This window comes from Rhizobium sp. YTUHZ044 (assembly GCF_051123975.1).
Taxonomy (GTDB): Bacteria; Pseudomonadota; Alphaproteobacteria; order Rhizobiales; family Rhizobiaceae; genus Rhizobium.
Genome location: NZ_CP101426.1, coordinates 2,168,742 through 2,184,464, shown reverse-complemented (window position 1 = coordinate 2,184,464; position 15,723 = coordinate 2,168,742). Strand labels below are relative to the sequence as shown.

The window sequence follows — 15,723 nt, the reverse complement described above, 5'->3', positions numbered from 1 at the left end:
ATCGAGGCCGATCAAGCTTGAAGAATGTGCCTGCGCGTCAGCTCCATCAGACCATCGGTGTCGCGTCTCTCTATCGCATCGACCATCTGTTGATGTTCGCGACCGGATTGCTCGATGCGGGCGCGCGTTCGCCACTGCGACACCGGCGCAGAGGATGTCCGCTGCCGAATCTCCGTGATCAGTTCCACGAGTTCCTGGTTGCCTGCGAGAGCAAGCAGATGGCGGTGGAAGGCGAGATTGGCTTCGTAAAGTTCAAGCATGGTGCCGTTCAGCACCAGATCGTCGAAGCGTGAAGCTAGAACCCGCAAGTTCGCAATATCCGTCTCGCTCGCATTCGCGATGATGCGGTCGCTGACGGCGACTTCGAGGATGACGCGAATGTCGCTGACCTCCTGGGCGCGGCGCCCGTCTTGCTCATGGACATGATAACCTCGATTGGGGACATGCTCCACCAGTCGCTTCTGCACCAATCTGTCGAGAGCTCTGCGGACCTCGGGTCGCGTACAGTTATACCGCCTTTCGAGATCGATCTGCTTCAACCAGGTTCCAGGCGGGAGACGGCCGGCAAGGATATCCTGGAGAATGAGTTCGGTCACATCGGAGGTTTGCAGCTCTTGTGCTTGCGCCATCGCTCCGCTTTCCAGCGAATTCATGCAGTTCTCCCCAGCCCGATTTCGGCGATGACTATCATAGCTCTCCCCCGGCCAACAACGAGGCCGATTGACAGCGTCGAAAAATATTCCTGCTCATGGCTTGCGTGTCCGACTCAATTGGAGCATAAAATTGGCGCCAATTTGATTACCATTATACGAGGCGGGTTGTAAATCCATGCAGAACTCCGATGCGGTTTGGGAAATAGTCGAGAGAAAGCGCGCGTCGTTCTTCGAGTTGAGTGATCGCATCTGGGATATTCCCGAGACCAATTACCTCGAATATCAGTCCGCCGAAGAGCACGCCCGCATGCTGGAAAGGGAAGGCTTTCGTGTCGAGCGCGGCATTGCCGGTCTGCCGACAGCAGTCATGGGAGAGGCAGGCGAGGGTGGCCCGGTCATTGCAATTCTTGGCGAGTTCGACGCGCTGCCGGGACTGAGCCAGGAGGCCGGTATTGCCGAGCAGCGCCCCTTGGTCGACGGCGGCAATGGTCATGGCTGTGGCCATAACATGCTCGGAGCCGGATCCATGCTCGCTGCCGCCGCGGTCAAGGATTTCCTGACCGAAAGCGGCTTGAAGGGAAGGGTGCGCTATTACGGATGCCCGGCCGAGGAAGGCGGCTCTTCGAAGGGCTTCATGGTGCGCGCCGGCGTTTTCAACGACGTCGATATCGCGATCTCCTGGCATCCGGCAGCCTTTGCCGGGGTCAATAACCCCATTTCGCTCGCCTGCAATGAGATCAATTTCCATTTTTCGGGCCGCGCATCGCATGCCTCCGCCACACCGCATCTCGGCCGTAGCGCTCTCGATGCGGTGGAGCTTATGAATGTCGGCGTCAACTATATGCGCGAGCACATGCCTTCGACCGCGCGCATCCACTATGCTATCACTGATGCGGGCGGCGGGGCGCCTAACGTCGTGCAGGCGCGCGCGACGGTACGCTATCTCGTCCGCGCGAGGACCTTGCCGGAACTCCTGTCTCTGGTCGCCCGCGTCAAGAAGGTTGCCGAAGGTGCGGCTCTGATGACCGAGACGGCCGTCCGCAGTGAAATCGTCAGCGGCGACGCCAACCTCGTCGGCAATACACCACTCGAAGAATGCATGTTCTCGCATCTGCAGCGCCTTGGCCCGCCCGTGTTCGATGACGCGGATCGAGAAATGGCCCGCAAGTTCCAGCAGACCTTCAATGCAGAGGATATCGCAGCGTCCTATGGTCGTTTCGCGCTGAAACCGAAGGAGGACCAGCCGCTCTGCGAGGAGATTTTTCCGTTGAATGCCGGTGACGGCACATTGGTCGGTTCCACCGATGTCGGGACCGTCAGCTGGGTGGTGCCGACCGTGCAGATGCGAGGAGCTACCTATGCTGTCGGAACGCCAGGACATTCCTGGCAGCTGGTTGCGCAAGGGAAGCTGCCGGCTGCCCACAAGGGAACCGAACACGCGGCCAAGGTGATGGCGAGCACGGCCGCCGATCTCATCGGTAACCCCGGATTGATCAAAGCTGCCAAGGCCGATCACAGGGCGCGTCTGGAGCGTACGCCTTTCATCAATCCGATCCCGGATGACGTTGAGCCGCCATTGCCGGAGCAGGCTGATGCCTAACCAGGACTTGCAGCCCGATCGTGAACGCCTGACAGCGCTTATCCGCGAGTTTGCCCGTCGGGTGAAATTGTCCGGAACGCGGGAGGAGCTCGAGAGCTTTCTGCATCTGAAGGACCGGCCGGTGTCTCCTCTGCCGATGCTCGGCGAACGGCCGAATTTGAACGACAAGTCCAAGGCCGATCCGGTGATTGCCGGAATCGGCGAAGCCCTCAAAGGCAAGACGGTCGGCGTCGTTCAGTCGACCAGCCACGCTATGACAATGTCAGTTCCTGCAAAAACATGCTCTTCCGGGGCAGCAACATGAGCCAGCCTGGTTTTTTCGAGCTTGCCGGCTTCGGTCCGGATGGCTGGGGCCATGCTCTTCTAGCCGGAGCGTGGATGACCATCCTTGTTGCAATCGCCGGCTATGCCGTCGGCGCCTGTATTGGGACGCTTGGGGCATGGGCCAAGATTGCAGGTAACGGCTTTGCTCGCGCAGTCGCCGACGCTTATACAACGGTGCTGCGGGGCATTCCCGATCTGCTGGTCATCTATCTCTTCTATTTCGGCGGTAGCGCCGTGGTTACGGCGGTGGGCCGGCTTTTCGGCGCCGAAGGTTTCCTCGGCTTTCCGGGCTTTCTTGCCGGCTCCCTCGCCGTGGGCGTCACCTCCGGCGCTCAGTTCACGGAAGTGCTGCGAGGTGGTTTCAAGGCGGTCCATCCGGGTGAGATCGAGGCGGCTATCGCCTGCGGCATGCCGCGCTGGCTTCGTCTGCGGCGGATCGTTGCGCCGCTGACCCTACGTCACGCGCTTCCCGGTCTCGGCAATGTCTGGCAGGTCGTCCTGAAGGAGTCGGCACTGGTATCGATCACCGGTGTTGCCGAGCTCCTGCGCCAGGCCCAGGTCGGCGCGGGGTCGACCGGGCTTCCATTCGATTTCTACCTGATGGCCGGCGCGATCTACCTGATGATCTCGACAGTTTCGAGCCTCGTCATCCGGCAGGCGGAGCGGCGCCTGTCGCGCGGCGTGAGGAGGGCGTGATGGACTGGCCCTTTCTCCAGGAAACATTTCTGAGCCTGGTCTTCGCAATTCCGCTGACGCTCGAGCTTGCCGTGACGTCGATCTGCCTTGGGGCCATTCTGGCGATGCTGCTGGCGCTTGCCCGCCTCTCCTGTGTGGCAGCGCTGGACTGGTTCGCGCGGCTCTATGTCTTTGTCTTCCGCGGCACGCCGCTCTTGGTGCAGATATTTCTCATCTATTATGGTCTCGGTCAGTTTCCAGCCATACGGCACAGCGTCTTCTGGCCGTTTCTCCGCGATCCTTACTGGTGCGCGGTTCTGGCGCTGACCTTGAATACCGCGGCCTACGCCAGCGAGATCATTCGCGGCGGCATGCTCTCGGTACCGCACGGTCAAGTCGAGGCTGCCCGCGCCTGCGGCATGAACCGTTTTCTGATGTTTCGCCGGATCGTCCTGCCGCTGGCAATCCGACAGGCATTGCCCGGATACGGCAACGAGATGATCTCGATGGTCAAGGCGACATCGCTTGCCTCGATCATTACGCTGATGGAGGTAACCGGAGTTGCCGCGAAGATCATCTCCGAGACCTACCGGGCAATCGAGGTCTTCGTTGTCTCCGGGGCCATCTATCTCGCCCTCAATTTCTTGCTGACGCGTCTCATTCAATTCGCCGAGTACAGGCTTAGCCCGCATTTGCGCGCGCCTCCTCCCGTCAACCGAGAGAATGCCGTTGTGGCGACCCCTGCAGGAGAACATCGATGACGGCTACACCAATCGCCCTCAGCGTGCGCGACATGCACAAGAGCTTCGGGCCTGTACAAGTCATCAAGGGCATCTCCCTTGATGCTTTGGAAGGCGATGTCGTCTCCATTGTCGGTTCGTCCGGCTCCGGGAAATCGACGTTCCTGCGTTGCATCAATCTGCTGGAAACGCCGGATTCCGGTGAAGTGACCGTTGCCGGCGAAACGATCTCGATGCAGCGCAGTGCCGGAGGCGCACACCGGGCGACGGATCGATGGCAGGTCGACCGTATCCGCTCTCAGCTCGGCATGGTGTTCCAGAGTTTCAATCTCTGGTCTCACAAGACGGTCCTGGAAAACCTTATCGAGGCGCCGATCCATGTTCAGCGCCGTTCACGCGCCGAATGCATCGAGGAAGCTGAAGCTTTGCTCGCTAAAGTCGGCATCGCCGATAAACGCAATTGCTATCCCGCTCATCTTTCCGGCGGCCAGCAGCAGCGCGCCGCCATTGCCCGCGCGCTCGCCATGCATCCAAAGGTGATGCTCTTCGATGAGCCGACATCGGCGCTCGATCCGGAGCTTGTGGGAGAGGTTCTGCGCGTCATGCGCGCCTTGGCAGAGGAAGGGCGCACCATGCTGGTCGTCACACATGAGATGGGATTTGCGCGCGACGTCTCCAGCCGCGTTGTCTTTTTACACAAGGGTCTGGTCGAGGAAGAGGGCAAACCTCAGGATGTCTTCTCGAATTCGAAGTCGGAGCGCTTCCGCCAGTTCATCAATCAATAGTTCATCAGGCTCAATCAAGAAGGGGAACTCAAGTATGAAATACCTGACCGCAATCATGGCCGCGATCACTATGGTCGCCACCTTAGCCGTTTCCACGGCGGCACGCACCGAGGAGAAGAACTGGACACATGTGACGATTGCGACCGAGGGGGCGTTTCGGCCGTGGAACTTCACCAAGGCAGACGGTAGCCTGGATGGTTACGAAATCGAGCTGATCAAGTATTTTTGCGCCCATATGAAGGTCGAATGCACGACCGTGATCCAGCCTTTTGACGGTATGATCCCGGCCCTGAATGCCGGAAAGTTCGACGCAATCATTTCGGGGATGTCTGCAACCGCCAAGCGTGAGGAGGTCATTGCCTTCAGTGATTCCTACGGCACGACCGGGCAGACCTTTGCGACATTGAAAGACTCCCCGCTTGCCACTCTGCCTTTGAAGGGCAAGGTGTTTTCGCTCGCAACGGACGAGGCCGGCGCTGTCGCTGCGCTGAAGCAGCTCGAGCCGTTGCTCAAGGGCAAGACAATCGGCGTGCAGACTGCATCGATCGCCGCGACCTTCCTCGACAAATATTTGAAGGGCGTCGTCGATATCCGTGAGTACAAGACGACGGAACAGCACGATCTCGATCTGAAGGCCGGTCGCATCGACCTCGTCATGGCGTCGATGGCATATCTCTCGACAGCGGCGGCAAAGCCGGGCAACGAGGACTTGATCGTCACAGGCCCTCGTTTCCAGGGCGGCATGCTCGGGCGAGGCAGCTCGGTTGGTTTGCGTAAGGAGGATATCAAACTGAAAGCCATGTTCAATGACGCGATCGCAGCAGCCAAGGCGGACGGCACGATCGTCAAGCTATCGCAGAAGTGGTTCGGCTTTGACGTAACGCCGAGGTAAAACGCGGCAGGATGCCAGCACTTGCGAAATATCTCGGCGAGTGCTGGTTATCCGTGAATCTCCTGGTCGCAAAGCCGGCTTATGCCGGCTGCGATGCCTCGACGACGGCGAGTGCGGCCATGTTGACGACGCCGCGGGAAGTGACCGAGGGAGCAAGAATGTGAGCGGGCAGGGCGGCGCCGAGCAGGATCGGGCCGACATGCAGTCCGTCTGTCATCGACTTCACCACGCCGAAGGTAATGTTGGCGGCGTCGAGGTTCGGGAAGACGAGCAAGTTCGCCTCGTCATGCAGCGTCGTATCCGGCATGACCCGCTTGCGCAGCGCTTCGGTGATGGCGCTTTCGCCGTGCATTTCGCCGTCGACTTCAAGATCGGGCGCGGTTTCACGAATGAGTTGCAGGGCGTTGCGCATCTTGGTCGCACTTTCGGATTCGCGCGAGCCGAAATTGGAATGCGAGACGAGGGCGGCGCGCGGCGTGATGCCGAAGCGGCGAATTTCCTCGGCCGCCATCACCGTAGCCTCGGCGACCTCTTCTGCGCTCGGGTTGAAGGTCACGTAAGTGTCGGTGAAGAAGGTGGCGCCGCGCTGCGAGATCATCAAGCTGAGGGCCGAGAAATCGCGGACATTCTTGCGCTTGCCGATGATCTGGCGGACGTCGCGGAGGTGCTTTTCGTAGCGGCCTTCCAGGCCGCAGATCAGCGCATCGGCCTCGCCGCGCCTCAGCGCCAGCGCGCCAATGACGGTCGTGTTGGTGCGCACGATGGTGCGGGCGGCTTCCGGAATGACGCCGCGGCGGCCGACGAGCGAGAAATAGAGATCGACATATTCGCGGAAGCGCGGATCGTCTTCCGGGTTGATGACCTCGAAATCCTGCAGTGGCCGGATGCGCAGACCGTAGCGCTTGAGGCGTGTCTCGATGACCTGCGGGCGGCCGATCAGAATCGGTTTGGCCAAGCCTTCCTCAAGCAGCACCTGGGCGGCGCGCAGCACGCGCTCATCCTCGCCTTCGGAGAAGATGACGCGCTTGCGCTCGGCGGCCTTTGCCGCAGTGAAGATCGGCTTCATGACGAAGCCGGAGCGGAAGACGAAGCGGTTCAACTGATCGAGGTAGGCGTCGAAATCCTGGATCGGGCGGCGCGCGACGCCGCTCTGTTCGGCGGCCTTGGCGACGGCAGGGGCGATGCGCAGGATGAGGCGCGGATCGAAGGGGGAAGGGATCAGATAGTCGGGGCCGAAGACCGGGGTCTCGCCGGAATAGGCGCGAGCAGCGACATCGGAGGGTTCTTCGCGGGCAAGCGCTGCGATGGCGCGCACGGCGGCCATCTTCATTTCCTCGTTGATCGTCTCGGCGCCGCAATCGAGCGCGCCGCGGAAGATGTAGGGGAAGCAGAGGACGTTGTTGACCTGGTTGGCGAAGTCCGAGCGGCCGGTGCAGATCATTGCGTCGGGGCGGGCAGCGCGGGCGAGATCCGGCATGATCTCCGGCGTGGGATTGGCGAGCGCCATGATCAGCGGCTTGTCGGCCATCTGCGCCAGCAGCTCCGGCTTCAGGACGCCGGCGGCCGAGAGACCGAGGAAGACATCGGCGCCGCCGATATTTTCGGCGAGCGTGCGCGTGTCGCTCTTCTGGGCATAGACGGACTTCCATTCGTCCATCAGTTCGGTGCGGCCCTCATAGACGAGGCCTTCGATATCGTGGACCCAGATATTTTCGCGCTTGGCGCCGAGCGTCACCAGCAGATTGAGGCAAGCAAGGGCGGCCGCACCCGCGCCCGAGGCGACGATCTTGACGTTATCGATCGCCTTGCCGGCGAGTTCCAGCCCGTTCAGGATCGCGGCGGCAACGATGATCGCGGTGCCGTGCTGGTCGTCGTGGAAGACCGGGATTTTCATCTTCTCGCGCAGGCGCCGCTCGACCTCGAAGCATTCCGGCGCCTTGATGTCTTCAAGGTTGATGCCGCCGAAGGTCGGCTCCAGCGAGGAAACGGTCGAGACCATCTGTTCGACGCTCGCGGCGTCGATCTCGATGTCGAAGACGTCGATACCGGCGAATTTCTTGAAGAGCACGGCCTTGCCCTCCATGACCGGCTTCGAAGCCAGCGGCCCGATATTGCCGAGTCCGAGCACGGCGGTGCCGTTGGAAATCACGGCGACGAGATTGGCGCGCGAGGTATATTCGGCTGCCATTTCCGGGTTGTCCCGGATGGCAAGGCAGGGGGCGGCGACACCCGGCGAATAGGCGAGCGCGAGATCGCGCTGGTTACCGAGCGGCTTGGTCGCCTGGATCTCCAGCTTGCCGGGGCGGGGATAGCGATGGAAGAAGAGCGCCTGCTCGTCGAGATCGCCGCCCGGCAGGTTCTTGTCCGTCTTGGATTTATCCTGGTGATCCATTGCCGCCTCCGTGCACGTCTTTTTCTGGAGTTCCCTCCATACATCAATCGGATACGGGCGACAGTATGGAAATGAGGGCTGGAAGAAGTTTTCGCGAGACGGGCGTGTCCCACGACGCCGCAGGCCGGCCGAGTATCGGCATCGCCAGTACTAATCCTTTTGGAAAACTTGTTTGACGCCCCCTGCGAGCGCAAGATGCTGGCCGCGACGGTGCGGGGCGCCGGTCGCATGGAGGAAATCATGGACAATTTGAACCTCACGACCCTGCAGCGGGGTCAGACGATGGTCAATGACGTGGCCATGGATGCGTTTGCCGCCGGTTTTCGCGGCAGTCTCCTGACCAGCAACGACGTGAATTACGGCGAGGCGCGGGCGATCTGGAATGCGATGATCGATCGCCGGCCGGGGCTGATTGCGCGCTGCGCAGGGGCAGCTGATGTCGTGCGCGCGGTGCGTCTTGCGCGCGATAACAATCTGCTCGTTTCGGTGCGCGGCGGCGGGCACGGCATTGCCGGCAATGCCGTCTGCGAGGGTGGTGTTGTCATCGACCTGTCGCCAATGAAGTCCGTGCGGGTCGATCCCGAGACGCGCCGCGCCAGGATCGAGCCGGGCGCTACGCTCGGCGACGTCGACAAGGAAACGATGGCTTTCGGGCTGGTGCTGCCGACCGGCATCAATTCCACGACCGGCATAGCCGGCCTGACGCTCGGCGGCGGTTTCGGCTGGCTCACCCGGAAATTCGGGCTGACCCTCGACAATCTGATTTCGGTGGATGTGGTGACGGCCGATGGCGAACTGGTGAAGGCGAGCGAGACCGAGCGGCCGGACCTGTTCTGGGCCCTGCGCGGCGGCGGCGGCAATTTCGGCGTCGTGACCTCCTTCGAATTCCAGCTCAACCCGCTCCATCCCGAAGTTTTCGCCGGACTGGTGGTGCATCCCTTCGCCGATGCGGAAAAAGTTCTCAGAGAGTATCGCGAGGCGCTGGAAACAGCACCCGACGAGCTGACCTGCTGGGTGGTGATGCGCCAGGCGCCGCCGCTGCCGTTCCTGCCGGCTGAATGGCACGGCAAGGAAATCGTGGTGCTCGCCATGTGCTATTGCGGGGACATGGCGGCGGGCGAAAAGGCGGCGGCGAGATTGCGTGGGATCGGAAAGCCGATCGCCGACATCGTCGGCCCGATGCCATTCATCGGCTGGCAGCAGGCATTCGACCCGCTTCTAACGCCCGGCGCCCGTAACTACTGGAAGAGCCAGGATTTCGCCTCCCTCTCCGATGCGGCGATCGAGGTTCTCACCAATGCCGTGCGGAAGTTGCCAGGGCCGGAATGCGAAATATTCATCGGCCATGTCGGCGGCGCCGCCGGCCGCGTGCCGACCGAAGCCACAGCATTTCCACAGCGCAGTTCGCATTTTGTCATGAATGTCCATGCACGCTGGCGGGAATCCGAGATGGACGGAAACTGCATCGGCTGGGCACGCGAACTCTTTGAGGCAACCAAACCGCATGCTGTGGGTACTGCCTACATCAACTTCATGCCGGAGGACGAGACCGATCGGGTCGAAATGGCTTACGGGGCCAATTATGCGCGCCTTTCCGAAATCAAGCTGCGCTACGATCCAAACAATCTGTTCCGGATGAACCAGAATGTGAAGCCGATGGCGGCCGTGCGGGCTGCGTGACGGGCCGCGACGCGCGTCGGCTCAAGCGGTCTGGTCAGGCACGAGTATTGGACCGATGGAGGCAGGTGATTGGCAAGCCACCAATGTCGACGCTGTACCTCAATTGGAACGCTTCTTGTCGCAGGAGACAGGCCTTTGCGACAGGTTTGCGAAATTAGGCTGCCGCACTTCAAGCGCTGGCAGCTTTTCGCGGAATTGCGAATTACGCGGCAACTGTGGTTGGAGCTGCGGAATCGTTGGAGAACCATACGTCGCGGAAGATCGCGGCGGCGCTTTCGTCGGGTTTGCGATCTCTGGTGAGCCAGGCGGAGCGGATGGTTCGTGCGCCGGTGCGATCCGGGACTCTAAGGCTCTGGCGAGGGTCACTTGCGCCAATGCAGGGAATGAACCAAGCTGGCATTAATGGCTGCGCCGAGAATTCCGATTGACCTCGAGTGATGAGCATCGTGACGGCAACATCCTCGTTCGGGCGCCAAGGAAAGATCATACGACCGCCTGGACGCAATGATTCGAGCCAATGTGCTGGCGGGGCCACAACGCCGGCATTCACGTAGATCACGTCGGATGACGGCAGCGTCAGCACAGTAGCGTCACCATGAGTAACCGAAACCCCTTCGAAGGGAACGAGGTTCTCACGCGCACGCTCAGCAAGATTGTCATCGATTTCAAAGGCATGCACGCTGCCGTATGGGAGCGTCAACATCGAGAGCATTGCGGTGTAGTAGCCAGTGCCTGCTCCGATATGGGTCACCACTTCGCCGCGCTGTGGATTCACGCTCCCGAGCCAACCTGCATGCAACAGGGGCTCGCCGTTGTTGATGCCCTTCGTCCGATCAAGTGCGACCAGCACGTTCTGATTAACATGCACCGGATCGTCGCTCGGAGTTTCAATGTAGCGATGCCGGTAGGATTTCTTCCAAGGATGGACGGCGATATGCCACGGACCGGGACCAAGGAAGGCTTCGCGGGGTACAAGGTCGAAAATGCGTTCATACCGTTCATCCGGCGAGCCTGTGGCCGCGGCCATCATCCTTGCGTTTAGCCGACGGACTTCTTGCAGTACGAGACTTGATCTCCTCGTCATTTCGACATCTCTCCTTCATCGTCTCCGAACCGTCATGCGGATGGCAGTGTTGAAATAGAGCTTTCAGAATGTCTCACGAGCTATTTCGGGAAAATGAACCATCTGCAACTCTGTGCCGCAAGTGAATATGGCACCAATCTCTGCTTGAATTCACATTTGCCTGGGACTGGCCGAACCTCGTGCACATGGATGAGTGCGCGAACTCAGGAACGGTTTACCCACCGCGCTTCGGCGTCATCCTCACGTCAGCGCCATAGGCATCGCGCAGTTTGTCTTCCTGTCCCGGCTGCCGGTCGGCGGCCTGGTGGAGCAGGATCGTGTCGTAGCCCTGCAAACGCGTTCCCTCGATCAGCGTGACGTCGGAATTCCCAGGATTGTCGGATCGCTCGAACCAGTCGACGGAGTGGTGCAGGAAATTCATTTCGACCGCGCGGTTGGTGACGCCATGGCCGACGATCGCGACGTTGTGGTCGCCGGTCTCGGCTTCGCGCATGACGGTCTGGAGGAAGAGACGCACCCGCTGCGCCACGTCCGCCCGGCTTTCGCCGTCCGGCGGCCGTGCATAGAACTTGCCGCTGTTGTTGCGGAGCCTCGCCCATTTTTCGAATTCCTCGGGGAATTTCTGTTTCTGCTCGGCATGATCGTAGATTTCGGTGAAGAGGCCGAAATCCTGCTCGCGCAGAAGATAATCTTCCCTGACATCGCCGACGAAGTTTTCCGGCAGCACTTCGAGCAGCGCATCCTTGCTCTGGCGCGTGCGCAGGAACGGCGAATACCAGATATGCAGCTTCTGGAATCCCTCGCTCGGCAGCCCTCTCAGGTACGAGGCGATGACAGCGCCTGCCTCCGCCGCCTGGCGATAGCCCCACTCGGTCAACGGCACGTTATGATCGCCGAACTGACGGTAGGCCTGTTCGTTGATGTTGCCGAGGGATTCGCCGTGGCGAACGAGAAAGAGACGCATCGGCCATCCCCGCTTCATCGGATATGGAATCGTCGTCATCGTGAACGCGCTCGATTGGCAGGGCAATATCGTCGGTCGGAAAAGGGGGCGAGCGTCTGGTCGCCGCTTGCCCCAATCCGCCTGGCCCGTCGATCTTGTTCACTCGGTTCCAAAATCAAGGAGCGAGGGAGGGTCTTCCGCGCTATCAGCGGCCCTGGAAGATCTTGATGAGCTTTGGCGTAAACCGGTGAGCCTTGATGTCGAGCAGATCCTGATACGTGGCCCGACCGGAGATCGCGGCCGCCAGATATCGCTGGCAGGCGACCCTCGGAGCGTCCTTGTCAGAGACGTTTGTCACGATCCCGGCGGTGCGACGCGCATTTGCATCGAAATCCTTTGCGCACACTTTGACGAACTCATTTCTCGCTCTGGTGCTGCCTTGCAGCAACGTGACGGTCGCATCATAATCCTGCTGCGTCGGTGCACAGCCTGCAAGTATTGCAATAGAAATCATTATCGTCGCGGTGCGGACATGCATCATCAACCCCCATGGATACGCCAAATCGGCACCTGCTGTTAATTTGATTCTCGGCATGCGGGAAAGATCTAGAACCTCGCGGCACGAAATTATGGTGATCGGATTTCCGATTTCGGTTTTGCGACCTTCGTGACCGACGGGATCGGCGTTTACCATCCAGACGGTATGGGTCGGTCTGCAGGGCTTTTCCCCAGCTTGTCATCTTCCTGAAACACGAGTCTGGTTTTGGAGGGCTAGATGAAAGATGGGGCACGAGCACTGTTCGTGACAAACATGATGGAACCCAGACATTTCCGCACGCTCTTCATTTCCGATATTCATCTCGGCTCGAAGGCCGCGAAGGCTGATTTCCTGCTCGATTTCCTGCGCTACCACGAGGCAGACACCATCGTGCTCGTCGGCGACATCGTCGACGGCTGGCGTCTGAAACGCAGCTGGTACTGGCCGCAGGTCTGCAACGACGTCGTCCAGAAGCTGTTGCGCAAGGCGCGCAAGGGCACGCGCGTCGTTTATATCCCAGGCAATCACGACGAATTTCTGCGCGACTTCCCGGGCATGCATTTCGGCGGCATCGAGGTCGTCGAGCGTATGATGCATGACGGCGCGGACGGCAAGAGATACCTGATCCTGCACGGCGACGAGTTCGATGTCGTCGTCCGCAACGCCCGCCTGCTCGCCTATCTCGGCGACTGGGCCTATGATACGGCGATCCGCATCAACATCCTGCTCGCGGCCGTACGCCGCCGCCTCGGCATGCCTTATTGGTCGTTCTCCGCCTGGGCGAAGCTGCAGGTCAAGCACGCGGTCAATTTCATCGGCGAGTTCGAGCGCGTCGTCGCCGAAGAGGCCCGCAAGAGCGGCGCCGACGGCGTGATCTGCGGCCACATCCACCACGCCATGATCCAGGATATGGACGGCATTCGCTACATCAACACGGGTGACTGGGTGGAAAGCTGCACGGCGGTTGCCGAACATGCCGACGGCACCTTCGAACTGATCACCTGGCGGGCGCTTGCCACCGCCGTACCGGCGCTTACCGCCATCGAGAGTACCGAAGAGGCGGAACTCGCCCCGCAGGCGGCGTGATTTTACGGCCGTCGCTGTCGCGGCGGCTCGCCGGCAATTTAGCCGTTACCGCGAGGTAACAGGCCATATTTATTTTCTAAAACGTTTCCGGACGGCTATTTCTCGCAATAGTCGCCCCCCGGGTCGTGTGTTAGGAAAACATCCAGTTTCCTTCAGGTCCACAGATGATTCCCGCTCAACATTCCCCGGGTGAGGGAGCGCCGCCGCGCTTCCGGCTGCTCAGTGCGCTGTCTTATTGCGCGCCGCTGCTCGTCAATGGCGTCGTGCTGCCATTCTTCCCGGTATGGCTGGAAACCCATAGTTTCAGCGACCATGAAATCGGCATTATCCTCGCCATACCGATGGTGGTTCGAGTCTTGGTGGCGCCTGTCGTCGCCATGATCGCCGACCGCATGAAGGAGCGCGCCACCGTGCTGCTCTGGTCGGGGAGCCTGTCGCTGCTGACGGCGATCGCGCTTTACTGGTCGACCAGCTTCTGGCCGGTGACAATCGTCTTCGCGCTGCAGGGCGCCAGCTTTGCGCCCTATGTGCCCGTGGTCGAATCGATCGTCATTTCAGGCGTGCGGCGTTGGGGGCTCGATTATGGGTCGATGCGCGTGTGGGGCTCCATCGCCTTCATCGTCTCGACGCTGGTCGGCGGTCAGCTGATCAGCCGGTGGGGCGGCGGCATGGTGCTCATCGTCATGGTGTTCGGCTTCATGATGACGGTAGTGATGGCGATCTTCTGTCCGCGTATCGGGCCGACCCGGCGGCGCGGTCTGCCGATCGACCTTCCTGCCGCCACCGGCAGCGGCCTGCGCGAACCGCATTTGCTGCTGCTTCTGATCGGCGTCGCCATCCAGCAGTCGAGCCATGCCGTGCTCAATGCTTTCTCCTCGATCTATTGGCATCAGCTCGGCTTTTCCGGCACGCAAGTCGGCCTGCTCTGGAGCGCCGGCGTTGCCTCGGAGGTGACGGTGTTCTTTCTGTCGAAGCGGCTCAATCGGCGCTTCACTGCCTGGACCCTAATCCGCTTCGGCTGCGCCGTCAGCGTCTGCCGCTGGATCCTGTTTCCCATGAATGCCGGCTTTGCCGGCTTCCTTCTGCTGCAATGCTTCCACGGCTTCACCTATGCCTTCGTGCATACCGGCGTGCAGCGGCGGATCGTGGCGACAGTGCAGGAGACGCAGGAGGCCTCGGCGCAGGGCGCCTATTTCTTTTATGTCGGCATGGCGATGGGGTTAATGACCATCGCTTCGGGTTATCTCTACGCTTGGCTCGGTCTCGTCAGTTATTACGTCATGGCGCTCGTCGCTCTTACGGGCCTCGGGATCGTCATCTCAGCCTATTATCTTCAGCCCCAGAGGGCGCTTTCCGGCGGAAAGACCAGGGAAGCGGCGTAGCGCAGGCCGGGCTCGCGGTCGTGGGCAAGCAGCAGCGGGCCGTCGAGATCGACAAAATCGGCATTCTGCGCGAGCAGCACGGCCGGCGCCATGGCGAGCGAGGTGCCGACCATGCAGCCGATCATGATCGAAATGCCGAGTCTCTCGGCTTCGGTCTTCATTGCCAAGGCCTCGGTGAGGCCGCCTGTCTTGTCGAGCTTGATATTGATCGCATCATAGCGGTCGGCAAGGCTTGCGAGATCGCCGGTGTGGTGCACACTCTCGTCGGCGCAGACCAGCAGCGGGCGGCGGATTTCGGCAAGCAGCGCATCGCGGCCCGCTGGCAGCGGTTGCTCGACGAGGGCAACACCCGCCTCTGCGGCGATCTGCAGATGACGTTCCAGCACCGCCTCCGGCCAGCCCTCATTGGCGTCGAGAATGATCGCAGCTTCGGGTGCCGCCGCGCGGACGGCGCGGATGCGGCTTTCATCGTCGCCGGTTCCCACCTTGACCTTGAGCAGAGCGCGACCGGCATGTTCGCGCGCCTGCGCGGCCATTACGTCCGGCTCACCGAGCGAGATGGTGTAGGCTGTCGTGAGCGGTTTGAGCGATGTGAGGCCGAGGCGGGCGGCGACCGTTTGGCCCGTCCGTTTTGCTTCGAGATCCCAGAGAGCGCAATCAACCGCGTTGCGTGCCGCACCCGGCGGCATCGCCGACAAGAGATCGTCGCGCGAAATGCCGGATTCGATCAGCGGGCGCGCCGCCTCGATCTGGGCGAAGACGCTCTCCATGGTCTCACCGTAGCGGCGGTAGGGCACACATTCGCCGTGCCCTTGCGCGCCTTCTTCCGTGACTGTGCAGGTAATGACCTCGGCCTTCGTCTTCGCGCCGCGCGAGATAGTGAAGGTCCCGGCAATCGGAAAGGAATTCATCTGGATATCGAGGGTGCGCGGCATTATTGCTATCCTGC

15 protein-coding genes are annotated in these 15,723 nt (G+C 60.9%); 9 read left to right on the top strand and 6 right to left on the bottom strand.

Annotation, left to right across the window (positions count from 1 at the left end; translation table 11 throughout):
- Positions 1-11: 11 nt before the first annotated feature.
- The gene (locus NL154_RS10885) at positions 12-653 is read right to left on the bottom strand and encodes a GntR family transcriptional regulator (protein ID WP_210631095.1); all 642 of its coding nucleotides are present in this window, start codon (positions 651-653) and stop codon (positions 12-14) included.
- A gap of 175 nt (positions 654-828) precedes the next feature.
- Between NL154_RS10885 and NL154_RS10880 the strand changes: the two genes are divergently transcribed.
- The 6 genes from NL154_RS10880 to NL154_RS10855 are packed head-to-tail and all read left to right on the top strand — an operon-like array spanning position 829 to position 5,669.
- Positions 829-2,253 (top strand): M20 family metallopeptidase, encoded by a 1,425-nt coding sequence (locus NL154_RS10880; protein WP_434734032.1) that lies wholly within the window; start codon positions 829-831, stop codon positions 2,251-2,253.
- The gene (locus NL154_RS10875) at positions 2,246-2,557 is read left to right on the top strand and encodes a hypothetical protein (RefSeq protein ID WP_210631097.1); all 312 of its coding nucleotides are present in this window, start codon (positions 2,246-2,248) and stop codon (positions 2,555-2,557) included. The genes NL154_RS10880 and NL154_RS10875 overlap by 8 nt, the downstream gene beginning before the upstream one ends.
- Positions 2,554-3,273 carry an ABC transporter permease gene (locus NL154_RS10870; RefSeq protein ID WP_210631098.1) on the top strand — a complete coding sequence of 240 codons (720 nt, stop codon included), beginning with the start codon at positions 2,554-2,556 and terminating at the stop codon, positions 3,271-3,273. The genes NL154_RS10875 and NL154_RS10870 overlap by 4 nt, the downstream gene beginning before the upstream one ends.
- Positions 3,273-4,013 carry an ABC transporter permease gene (locus NL154_RS10865; protein ID WP_210631099.1) on the top strand — a complete coding sequence of 247 codons (741 nt, stop codon included), beginning with the start codon at positions 3,273-3,275 and terminating at the stop codon, positions 4,011-4,013. The genes NL154_RS10870 and NL154_RS10865 overlap by 1 nt, the downstream gene beginning before the upstream one ends.
- Positions 4,010-4,777, top strand: coding sequence for an ABC transporter ATP-binding protein (locus tag NL154_RS10860; protein ID WP_434734031.1), 768 nt, complete (start codon positions 4,010-4,012; stop codon positions 4,775-4,777). Before NL154_RS10865 ends, NL154_RS10860 begins: the two co-directional genes overlap by 4 nt.
- A gap of 34 nt (positions 4,778-4,811) precedes the next feature.
- Positions 4,812-5,669 carry a transporter substrate-binding domain-containing protein gene (locus tag NL154_RS10855; protein WP_210631101.1) on the top strand — a complete coding sequence of 286 codons (858 nt, stop codon included), beginning with the start codon at positions 4,812-4,814 and terminating at the stop codon, positions 5,667-5,669.
- Positions 5,670-5,748: 79 nt separating this feature from the next.
- Here the strand turns inward: NL154_RS10855 and NL154_RS10850 are convergent, their stop codons facing one another.
- The gene (locus tag NL154_RS10850; RefSeq protein WP_210631102.1) at positions 5,749-8,061 is read right to left on the bottom strand and encodes an NADP-dependent malic enzyme; all 2,313 of its coding nucleotides are present in this window, start codon (positions 8,059-8,061) and stop codon (positions 5,749-5,751) included.
- A 240-nt stretch (positions 8,062-8,301) separates the two neighbouring features.
- On the opposite strand from NL154_RS10850, the gene NL154_RS10845 reads away from it, so the two are divergent.
- The gene (locus NL154_RS10845) at positions 8,302-9,741 is read left to right on the top strand and encodes an FAD-binding oxidoreductase (RefSeq protein WP_210631103.1); all 1,440 of its coding nucleotides are present in this window, start codon (positions 8,302-8,304) and stop codon (positions 9,739-9,741) included.
- Positions 9,742-9,943: 202 nt separating this feature from the next.
- Here NL154_RS10845 and NL154_RS10840 read toward each other — a convergent pair whose 3' ends face one another.
- From NL154_RS10840 to NL154_RS10830, 3 genes are all read right to left on the bottom strand, one after another.
- Positions 9,944-10,768 carry a protein-L-isoaspartate O-methyltransferase family protein gene (locus tag NL154_RS10840; RefSeq protein ID WP_259672827.1) on the bottom strand — a complete coding sequence of 275 codons (825 nt, stop codon included), beginning with the start codon at positions 10,766-10,768 and terminating at the stop codon, positions 9,944-9,946.
- A 271-nt stretch (positions 10,769-11,039) separates the two neighbouring features.
- Entirely contained in the window at positions 11,040-11,789 is a 750-nt protein-coding gene (locus NL154_RS10835; protein ID WP_434734083.1) for a histidine phosphatase family protein, read from the bottom strand.
- Positions 11,790-11,973: 184 nt separating this feature from the next.
- Positions 11,974-12,306, bottom strand: a complete 333-nt coding sequence (locus NL154_RS10830) for a hypothetical protein (protein WP_434734082.1) — start codon at positions 12,304-12,306, stop codon at positions 11,974-11,976.
- A 273-nt stretch (positions 12,307-12,579) separates the two neighbouring features.
- Here NL154_RS10830 and NL154_RS10825 point away from each other — a divergent pair, with 273 nt between their 5' ends.
- Complete coding sequence (locus tag NL154_RS10825; protein WP_221147642.1) at positions 12,580-13,392, top strand: UDP-2,3-diacylglucosamine diphosphatase; 813 nt, start codon at positions 12,580-12,582, stop codon at positions 13,390-13,392.
- 164 nt (positions 13,393-13,556) lie between these two features.
- Positions 13,557-14,774: an MFS transporter gene (locus NL154_RS10820; protein ID WP_434734030.1), complete on the top strand. Its 1,218-nt coding sequence runs from the start codon at positions 13,557-13,559 to the stop codon at positions 14,772-14,774.
- Here the strand turns inward: NL154_RS10820 and dgcA are convergent.
- Positions 14,726-15,709: an N-acetyl-D-Glu racemase DgcA gene (dgcA, locus tag NL154_RS10815; protein WP_210631106.1), complete on the bottom strand. Its 984-nt coding sequence runs from the start codon at positions 15,707-15,709 to the stop codon at positions 14,726-14,728. The two genes, NL154_RS10820 and dgcA, sit on opposite strands and share 49 nt — an antisense overlap.
- Positions 15,710-15,723: the final 14 nt, after the last annotated feature.